6 protein-coding genes are annotated in these 10,268 nt (G+C 45.7%); 1 reads left to right on the top strand and 5 read right to left on the bottom strand.

Annotated features, from left to right (window positions below; all coding sequences use genetic code 11):
* Nucleotides 1-12 precede the first annotated feature (12 nt).
* The 4 genes from KIV40_RS15865 to KIV40_RS15850 all read right to left on the bottom strand — a co-directional run bounded on the left by KIV40_RS15865 (nt 13) and on the right by KIV40_RS15850 (nt 5,778).
* Entirely contained in the window at nt 13-864 is an 852-nt protein-coding gene (locus KIV40_RS15865) for a DmsC/YnfH family molybdoenzyme membrane anchor subunit (protein WP_285350171.1), read from the bottom strand.
* Complete coding sequence (locus KIV40_RS15860; RefSeq protein WP_285350169.1) at nt 864-1,493, bottom strand: DMSO/selenate family reductase complex B subunit; 630 nt, start codon at nt 1,491-1,493, stop codon at nt 864-866. The genes KIV40_RS15865 and KIV40_RS15860 overlap by 1 nt, the downstream gene beginning before the upstream one ends.
* A complete protein-coding gene (locus KIV40_RS15855; protein ID WP_285350168.1) occupies nt 1,493-3,940 on the bottom strand; it encodes a DmsA/YnfE/YnfF family dimethyl sulfoxide reductase in 2,448 nt (815 codons plus the stop codon). The genes KIV40_RS15860 and KIV40_RS15855 overlap by 1 nt, the downstream gene beginning before the upstream one ends.
* 524 nt (nt 3,941-4,464) lie before the next feature.
* Nucleotides 4,465-5,778 carry a MipA/OmpV family protein gene (locus KIV40_RS15850; RefSeq protein ID WP_285350167.1) on the bottom strand — a complete coding sequence of 438 codons (1,314 nt, stop codon included), beginning with the start codon at nt 5,776-5,778 and terminating at the stop codon, nt 4,465-4,467.
* A gap of 273 nt (nt 5,779-6,051) precedes the next feature.
* Here KIV40_RS15850 and KIV40_RS15845 point away from each other — a divergent pair, with 273 nt between their 5' ends.
* Nucleotides 6,052-8,088 carry a M4 family metallopeptidase gene (locus KIV40_RS15845; protein WP_285350166.1) on the top strand — a complete coding sequence of 679 codons (2,037 nt, stop codon included), beginning with the start codon at nt 6,052-6,054 and terminating at the stop codon, nt 8,086-8,088.
* A gap of 50 nt (nt 8,089-8,138) precedes the next feature.
* On the opposite strand, the gene KIV40_RS15840 is transcribed toward KIV40_RS15845, so the two are convergent.
* Entirely contained in the window at nt 8,139-9,950 is a 1,812-nt protein-coding gene (locus tag KIV40_RS15840) for a ricin-type beta-trefoil lectin domain protein (RefSeq protein WP_285350172.1), read from the bottom strand.
* Between the last annotated feature and the right edge of the window lie 318 nt (nt 9,951-10,268).

The raw sequence follows: 10,268 nt of genomic DNA, 5'->3' as shown, positions 1-10,268 counted from the left end.
GATCAACACACCCTAGTACAAACCAGATGTAAAGTGCATGCCGTAGAACACATTGCGACCTAGAATCTCTGCAACGAACAAGGCAACGAATGCCACGATAACTAGCAAGTTCTTCTGACGACCGTCTGCGGTAAACAACTCAGCGAATACCCAAAGAGCAGCAGCAACCACAAGCAACAACACGTGACCGGCAACATAGCCAGACAGCATGGTGATTTGATCCAAGCCACTGTGAATCGCCGTTGAGATACCTGCGAAGTAAATCGTCTGCATTACTGAGAATGCTAAGTTCAGCGCAATCAGACTTACACCAGCCCACATTAGGCGACGATTGGTTTTCTCAGCCGTCACGTCCAATACGTTGATCAGCGTGTAGCCGAACATCAGACCCGAAGTCACGACCGTGAACCAAAACGCAACCGTTGTCATTGGTGAGTACCATGCTGGAACCGTTTCGATTTGGTAAACATTTGCCATCGCGAACATGAAAATCACGCCGACCGCGATAGACAACCAGTTCACGATTTTACGCATGCCTTCGCTGCCGATTTTTAGAATCGTTAACAACCAGTACAAACCCGCTAGAGACAGAAAGCTTGCACCCGTTAAGATCTCGTTAGATAGCGCCGCACTACCAACACGGTTTAATGCGTTGAAGGCACGCAGTGGGCTACCCAAGTGAGTGGTTGAGAACAAGAAACCCAATCCCATTACAACCAAAATTGCGAAACGAGCGATGTTCATACGAGGTTCTGTCACACGTGGTGGCTTACCGAATTTCTCGAACGCATTAACCGTTAGGTGCGCGCCAACCGCTGTTTGAGCAAGAACCGTAAAGGCAACTAATGGTGCTTCGTATAACATTATTTCACCTCTCTTGGATTCTGTAGGAAACCAGTGCGGTCATTGGTTGGACGACCATTTGGATTTAGCTTCACGATCAGGTTCGGGCTCGTAATGCGAGAATCTGGCAGTGGTGCCACATCCGCGTTTGAACCGTATTTCGCGCGTAGCTCATCAATTGGACCAAACTCAATCGCACGCAATGGACAGCTATCAACACACACTGGCATTAAGCCTTCTGCGACACGTTCGTAACAGCCATCACACTTAGTCATGTGACCTTTTTCTTCGCTGTATTGAGGTGCGCCGTATGGGCATACCATGTGACAAGATTTACAGCCGATACACACGCTTTCATCGACAACAACAAAGCCGTCTTCTTCACGCTTGTGCATTGCACCTGATGGACAAACCTTGGTACACGCTGGGTTAGTACAGTGGTTACAAGAGATCGATAGGTAGTACGCGAACACGTTTTGACGGAACGCGCCGTTTTCTTCCGTCCAGTTGCCGCCTACGTATTCGTAAACACGACGGAAGTTGCGGTCGATACCCAGGTCTTTGTTGTCTTTACAAGAGAGCTGACATGTTTTGCAGCCAGTACATTTGCTTGAATCAATGTAAAAGCCATACTGCTTCGCTGTGCTCATTATTTAGCCCCCATTTTCTTAATTAGCGTCACTTCAACGAGGTTGGTATGGCTCGGGTTTGATTTTGCCAACGGGCTTGGACGTTGTGTCGTCAGTACGTTGATTGAACCCGCTTGGTCAACACCTTTACCATTTGGTGAGTACCATGCGCCCTCACCCAAACCAACGATGTGTGGCATGATGCGTGGGGTTACTTTTACGCGAACGTTCATTTCACCGAACTTGCTGCGCACGCTAACCAAGTCACCGTTATCAATGTTGCGTGACGCTGCATCAATCGGGTTAATCCAAAGTTCCTGTGGTGCCGCTGCTTTTAGGATGTCGACGTTGCCGTACGTAGAGTGCGCACGAGCTTTGTAGTGGAAGCCCGTTAACTGAAGCGGGTACTCTTTACGATCAGGAGAATCCCAGCCATTAAACGTCGAAACGTACTCTGGTAATGGCTTGATGGACTCATCTTCGTCCAATTCCCATTCTTCGTTGATCTTCGCTAACGTCTCTGAGTAGATTTCAATCTTGCCCGATGGCGATGGTAGTGGGTTCGCTTCTGGATCACGACGGAAGTCTTCGTACGCCACGTGTGGACGGTCGAATTGCTTCTTGTAGATACCCTGCTTTCTCATCTCATCGTAAGACGGCAAGTTTGGATCGTTGTTTTGTTTAACGGTCTGAGCGTACATCCATTGCAGCCACTCTTCTTGAGTGCGACCTTCAGTAAACTGATCAAACACGCCCATGCGTTTCGCCACACCAGACATAATGTCGTAGATAGGTTTGCATTCGAAACGAGGCTTGATCGCTTGGCTTGCAAAGATGAAGTAAGGCATTGATGCAGCTGCACCATCCATACAGAAATCCGATTGCTCTGACGTTGTACAGTCTGGCAGTACGATATCGGCATACTTCGCAGAAGACGTCATGTGGTTGTCGATCACCACAATCATTTCACACGCTTTTTCATCTTGAAGAATTTCGTGTGTACGGTTGATATCTGAGTGTTGGTTAATCAGACAGTTACCTGCATAGTTCCAGATAAACTTGATGTTGTTTTGTAGCTTCTGAACGCCTTTAATACCGTCGGTCAGGTCTGTCATTTCCGTACCGCGGTAAATCGCGTCTGTCCAAAGGAACATTGGGATAGAAGCGCTGATCGGGTTTGGCACTTTCGGGAAGCGTTGGAATGGGTATGAGTGGTTACCTTCACGAGCACCAGTACCACCACCTTGCAAGCCAACTTGACCACGTAGCAATGACAACATCATGACCGCTTTACACGCTTGCTCACCATTTGCTGAGCGTTGTAGACCCCAACCTTGGGTAATGTAAATGCGTTTTGCATCGCCAACTTCACGTGCAAGTTTCAAAATCACATCTGCTGGAATGCCCGTAATAGGTTGTGCCCACTCTGGGGTTTTCTCGATACCATCTGGGCCAGTACCCATAATGTAATCTTTGTAGCTGCAGTTTTCTGGCGCTGATGCAGGAAGCGTTTTACGGTCGTAACCCACACAGTAACGGTCAAGGAAGTCTTGATCGACTTTGTCTTCCGTAATCAATACATGGGCGATGGCTGCAATTAAAGCTGCATCTGTACCGTGCTTGATAGGAATCCATTGATCTTCACGGCCAGCTGCAGTATCGGTGTAACGAGGGTCGATACAAATCGTGCGAGTGTGACTGATGTTTTTCGCATCCACATAGTTGTGAACCTGACCACCACCCGACATACGGGTTTCTGCTGGGTTGTTACCAAACATCAGACATAGGTCTGCGTTTTGAACATCGTCAATCGAGTTGTTGTCAACGAACGAACCGTAGAAGTACTCCGACATACATTCGATGTTTGCTGCAGAGTAGTCACCGTAGTGATTTAGGTAACCACCACAAAGGTTCATCATACGAGCAACTAATGTCGCGCTCGGATCCCAACTCTTAGTTACTGTACCACCAAGCGTACCTGTACCGTAGTTTAGGTACACCGCATCGTTACCGTGGTCTTTAATAATGCGTTTTAGGTTATCACCAATGAGGTCAAAGGCTTCATCCCAAGTGATGCGTTTGAACTTACCTTCACCACGCTTACCAACGCGAAGAAGTGGGTATTTCAAACGGTCTGGCGAGTAAACACGGCGACGCATAGAGCGACCACGCAAACAAGCGCGAACTTGGTGATTATGGTTGTAAACATCATCACCCGTGTTGTCGGTTTCTACCCATTTGATTTCACCGTCGACCACGTGCATACGAAGCGGGCAACGAGAACCACAGTTTACGGTACATGCCGACCAGACAATTTTTTCGTTTGGTTTTGCTGGTGTTTCTTTGGCAACCGCTTTAGTTGCAAACGGGAGAGAAAGCGCGTTTCCTGCTAGCGCTAGAGCGCCAAGTGCAGCCCCCCCCTTTAAAGCATCACGCCGAGTAATATTAAACTTACCATTTTGACTCATGGTTTTTTCCTAAATTACGTTTTTGAATTTGGTCGTGGCGCTTAATTAATGGCTTTAAGTGGGGAAAGAACACTCGTTAGAAATAAAAGACATAGAGATTGTATTTTCAAAATAGGCATTCATTGAAAATATCTAATTTCGCTTTAATTAATACACAAGGCAAATCAAAGCAACATTTCTACAAAACCATCAATTAAGCTAGATAGCACAAGCCTTGAGCAACTAAGGCATGGCCACTCGCCACTATTAGTATCCTTGTAGATTTAGTGGGTGATAATCTTGACCACAGTCAATTATTAAAAAATACAAAATGCAATCTTATATTTCATTTCAACGTTTTATATGAATGAAATATTAATAGGTCAGAGAGTTGTCAATTCAATTAAATATTAGAATGGTTTTTAAATTGAATGGATAACAAATAAGAATACAGAAGAATAAAAATAAGAATAATTACCAATTAACAGAAAATAAATAAGCCTCATGTCAAGATGAGGCTTATTCGTATTTGTTTTCAGCTGAGCTTAAAAATCGTACTGGAAGTAGATCGTATTGTAGTTACTGCCGCCTTTGATGCGACCAAACTGAGAAGCACTCTCGAAAATCGCACTACGGTGATGCAACGAATAACCAACCCACATGTTTTCCCAATCTTTCTGGTTAAACAGATCGCCTACATTCACATCAAATGAGAAGTCGAGATAGTTCAGCAAATTACTTGCGGTGTAACCTTTCTCTTCCATCTCAGTTCCTTCGATGTAGGTGATGTTATCGATGTAAGACATACCCTCTGCAACACCGAAACGCCATTTGGTCGGCCAATTAAAGGTGTAGTAAGCCTTAATCGCCATCACATACTCAGTACTGGACGATTGAACCTCCGATGACCAATGGTGGACCAGACCTGGCGTTAAGTAGATATCAATTGGGAAGCCGAAGATTTCATCCGTCAAAGGGTGTCCGTAGAATAATGACGTTAGCTGGTTGTTGTATTCATCCTTCTCGGCATTAAATTTGAAAATATCGCCGATATTAGAAGGCGTTGCCCAACCGTGAGCGACACGCAGATACGGACGGTTGCTCAACTCTGATTTGCGTGCCTTCCCTTTGTCATTCAAGAAACCAAAGCCAACAAAGACTTCACCTTGATAGCGGTCTTCAACAATTTGGCTAATATACGCATTATTGTCTAAGCGCGTGATGCTGGTTTCGCCAAGTAAATACAGGTTCGAGATAACATGGTAACGCGCCTTGATGCCTAAGTTAGCATCAATCCCTGCCCCAATTTTCTCGCCCGTTACTTCATCAAACGAGTAATAAGTGCTGTTGAAGTCGGCGTCTTTATAACGAATGGTAAAGGAAGGTTCCAACTCCCAGTCGCCAAACTCGTAGTTCGCCGCGATACGGTAGTTAGAATGAAATTGAAATTCGTCATCCGTCATAACTTCGAATTCTGCGCGCCAGTTCTCGTCAAAGTTGTAACGAATTTGGCCACCGAAATCGACGCGGTCGCCCTCAAAAGCGTTTTGAACTGATTTAGGAATATCAACAAAGCGCAAGCGCATGATCGCACTCGCACGCCAGTCGGAGTCGTCCTCATCAAACAAGAACACGCCACCTTCAAGACCATCAATGTAAAGGTGTTCATTCTCAAAGAACATCATTGGTACAAACGTGCTTACTGTCGAGTCATCGTCAGCTGTATAAAAAGGAATCGCAGCAGTGCGGTACATCGCTGCAATACCCCACTCTTGTTCTGCATGCTTCGACTCAGCAAATGCGGCTCCGCTTAGCAATAAGCCCGAGCATACTAGTGATGTTCCTAGTAGGTGTTTCATAACTCTCCTATGTCGCTGTAATTAGAGACAGTATTCAATCACAAAGAGTATATCTGACTTTACTCGTCTATCGGTTAAAAATTCCTACAGGACTACGTAGCGTTACTATAACCGCACATATTTTAGGCGATTTATAAATTTGTTTTGAATTAACCTCAAATATTCAACCAATTGCACTTACTCATTTCTGGGTTTTATCTTTAATCTGCAATAGCATTTTTGATATGAATACATACACATAAGAAAATACACAATCATAATAAAAGGTTAATTATGCGAAACGTCACTTTATTATCGCTTGTCCCTTTCGCGTTCGCCTCGCAGGCAGCACAAATTGTGGAACACTCTCAAACTGACCTCTCTGAAGCGCTCAATATTGCTGGTAAATCATCCTACATGCCAGCGAGTACCGAGCTGAGCTATCAAAACATCAACCGAGTAGAAATTGGCCAACAAACGCTTGTTCGTAAACAGCAGTTGCACTACGGCGTACCTGTCTACGGCCACTCTGTCGTCGCAGATCTTTCTGCAAAAGGCTTTGCTCAATCGATTGACGGCAATGTCGTGGTTGGGATCGGTAACGACTTGGACTCAACGCTACCAATGATCAGTGTCAACCAAGCGATTGAGATCGCAACGGGTACTGAGCAAGGCTTTGCATCTAACGAGTCTCCAGAGAATGATGCTCGTGCGGAACTAATGGTTTGGCTTGACGAACAAAATACTGCGCACCTTATCTACAAAGTCGATGCAGTTAAGATTGTGAATCTGCGTCCCTCTCGTCCTATCACGCTGGTCGATGCAAAATCAGGAGAGATCATGGACCAATGGGAAGGTCTTGCATTTCTTGAAGCAGAGGGCCCAGGCGGCAACCAAAAAAGTGGCCGTTATTACTTTGGCCCAAATACTAAATTTGGTGGATTTCAAGTTGACCAATACTGTCAGATGAACAGTGATAATGTCGAAACGATCAACATGAACAACCAACAATGGGGTGGTCAAGTTCATCGCTTCAACTGCAACGTGAATAACTACCGACAAATCAACGGGGCATACGCGCCAATGAACGACGCACACTACTTTGGCCAACGTGTGTTTGATATGTACCGTGAGTGGCTTGGCGCACGTCCTATTCAACAAAAACTCACCATGCGCGTTCACTACGGCTCAAACTATGGCAACGCGTTTTGGGATGGCCGTCAGATGACCTTTGGTGATGGCAACAGCTCTATGTACCCTCTTGCGACTTGGGATGTTATTGCACATGAAGTCAGCCACGGTTTCACCGAGCAAAACTCAGGGTTGGAATATCGAGGCATGTCTGGCGGAATGAACGAATCATTTTCTGACGTCGCTGCTGCTGCACTTAGCCAATACGTGCATGGTAGCTTCAACTGGAAGATGGGTGAACACGTGATGAAATACTCGCCGGCAATGCGTTACTTCATCAACCCAAGTCACGACGGTGCTTCGATTGGTCACGTGAACCAGTACTACCGTGGCATCGATGTTCACCACAGCTCTGGTATTTTCAACAAAGCCTTTTACCACCTAGCGACAAGCTCAGGCTGGAGCATCAAAAAAGCATTCATGGCTTACGCCACGGCGAACCAGTTGTACTGGACGCCAAACTCAACCTTCCAGCAAGGTGCAGAAGGCGTATGTAAGGCAGCGCAAAAGCTGGGATATGAAAGCTCCTCTGTCACGTCTGCGTTCTCTCAAGTGGGTGTTCAGGTGATGAACTGTGAAAGCGGTCAACCTAATCCAAATCCGAACCCAAATCCAAACCCTGGACCAGATACTGGCATGACCGAGCTTTCGCTCAACATGCCTGTCGCGATCCAAAGAAACACGGCAGTCGATCAACAGTTTGTTCTGCGCCGAACCTCAAGCGATGATGTTTGGGTACAAACTTACAATGGCTTTGGTAATGTGGAACTTTATGTAGCAATTGATCGCCCAGCAACACCTTCAGATTACGACTGTTCATCGACCAATATGGGTAATGAAGAAGCGTGTGGTTTTGGTGGTATTCAAGGTTCAGACATTTATGTCACTGTAACAAATACGCAGAGCGCCTCTGACGCCTACCTTGCCGTCAGTAAGGCATACGGGACGCCACAGCCAAATCCAGAACCACAAGACCAGTGCGCATCTCTGCAAGAGTGGTCACCTTACAATTACTACCCTGCTGGTTCTTCAGTGAAGTATTGGGGCAACCGCTTTGTTGCAACACAAGATAACTGGGGAGCAGACCCTTATCAGAACTACTGGTTCTGGACATTTGAAGGCAGTTGTAACGACTATTAAGCAATGATAAAGAGAGCCCGCTACGATAGCGGGCTCTGTGTTTGTTGCAACTATTCCAAATACCACTCACTGCCTTGTACATCGGCTTCAACAAGCCAAGTGCGGTCATTCCACTTCAACGCATTATCAAGACGGTTCTTTATCTGCCCGCCTTCCCATCGCCATTGTTGGGTAGGAAAATCGCTACACTGCTCAAGAGTAATCTCAATGCCTTGTTGATCAAGGCACAACTCAGGATTGCTTCGACTCACAAGCTTTCCTGCAGACGTTAACTTCCACTCTTGGTTATCTCCACTATGACAACGCCAACCAAACACTCTTGAGCCCTCTCCTGATGCGCTGTACTCCACATCAAGACACTGCGAGCCGCTCTCCGTGTTGGTTTTTATTTTTTTCCATCCACCTTGGCCATCTTGCTTACCTGACGAAGCGGCAAACAGAGCTTCGACAACTGCCGTCATTGGCTGCGTGTAACGAGAAGCACGTGGGGCTTGGTACTGCCAGTTCTGGGGAATCGGCAATGACATATCCCACTCGCCGTAGCCATCATAGTATGATTTTGCAACCGCCATTGGTGTTGGTGTCCAGAGGAAATCTGGGTGACGATTTTGATACCACTCCCCTCCAATTACTTGTCCATTTGCATCAATTTCAAGGTCGTAGTAGTACGTTACTCGTGATACGCCATCATAACGAGGCATGTCAGTCGAACGGTGCGTAGGGTTAGTTTCAACCATGTATTCAACTTGCATTTGAACACCAACAATGGAAACAGCGCGACGTGAGCGATATGTAGAGAAACGATCTTTGTCGTAAGATTCCAAGCTGATCATGACTTCTGCAGGGTCGGAAGCCGAGCGGTACGTTTGTGGATTAAAATATTGCAAGTTATAGCCTAAAACAGGCTGGTTCCACACTTGATAATCGTATGTAGCATCCATGATCAAGCTACGGCTAGATAACCCCAACTGGTTTAACACCGCTAAGTGCCAACTGGCTGGGTTGGTGTCACTACAGTCAGGCTCTATCACTCGCCCATTTTCATCTTTTGCTGGATTCTTTATGTTGCATCTCCCACCAATAAAACGAGTTTCAAACGGCGCTTCTGCCCACAATAATGTCCCAAGTGCTTTAATATCTGAAGGGTAAAACTTTAAAGGTTCACCATTAGCATCTGGCACAGTGACGGATTGCGTCGGCCGCGGAAGCATATATGCAGCTGCAGCCCAACCATGGCACAGTCCCATCCAGCGTTCTACACTACCATTCGATTCGTAGTACCCTTTGCCAGAATCCCACGAACGTTTTGATAGCGTAAATTGAGTATCCCCCACCAGCAAATCGTATTTTTCTGCTGGAGATAAGTCCTCTCGATCCTGCCCTTGAACCGAGAATATCGGTTTTTGAATGTGCGAAAAGTCAAAATACTCTTGCCAATTACTCGCACTGAGCTCCCTATCGCCATAACGCCAAGCAGCAGCACCGGAATACAGAGGCCAGTAGCTATCGGACCAAGGTTGTACATCAAGTCGTTTGAAGTTTGGTGTCTGACGGTGTAACTCATCGAGATTGCGAATCAGGCCATTTCCTAAATCAACCAAACGTGCTGGATTATCATTATTAAGATTCGCAGAAAATGAGTGAGGAAATTCTGATGTCGCTCTCTTCATAATGGCATCACGCACGGATGTTCGAATGGATTCCGACTCTTCAATATTAATGATGGGATACATGTCACCCTCCTTTTCGGGTAACTCGTTCATCACTTCAATTGGGTTTTCATGAAAAGCACTCATGAAAACTTCAATGTTATTGTCAGCAGCCATCACCCCAAATGTGGGGGAAAGACAAAGTAAGGTCATTATTCGTTTCATTTCGGAACTCTATTATACGTCAGTTAAATTTATTATCGATAATCATTCTCATTATCGAATGCTGACGTAGAGTGCTTAGTTCCCGCTATGAAATCAATCAGCACATCGGACCAATCATTCGATTCGTGATTCTACCTGTGAAGATTTGTTGGATTTATCACCAAATTTATTTAAAGCGAAACTTATTGATAATTGCGCATTTGCTGGGGCTAAAGATGTGATGACAATGCAAGCAATTAAGGCTCCACAATGATTAAATGGCTTAGTTTTTTCCCATTTCGCCGATACAATAGAAAACCAATGATC

Source organism: Vibrio sp. D173a (genome assembly GCF_030248475.1).
This window is presented reverse-complemented; position numbering and strand designations above follow the sequence as displayed.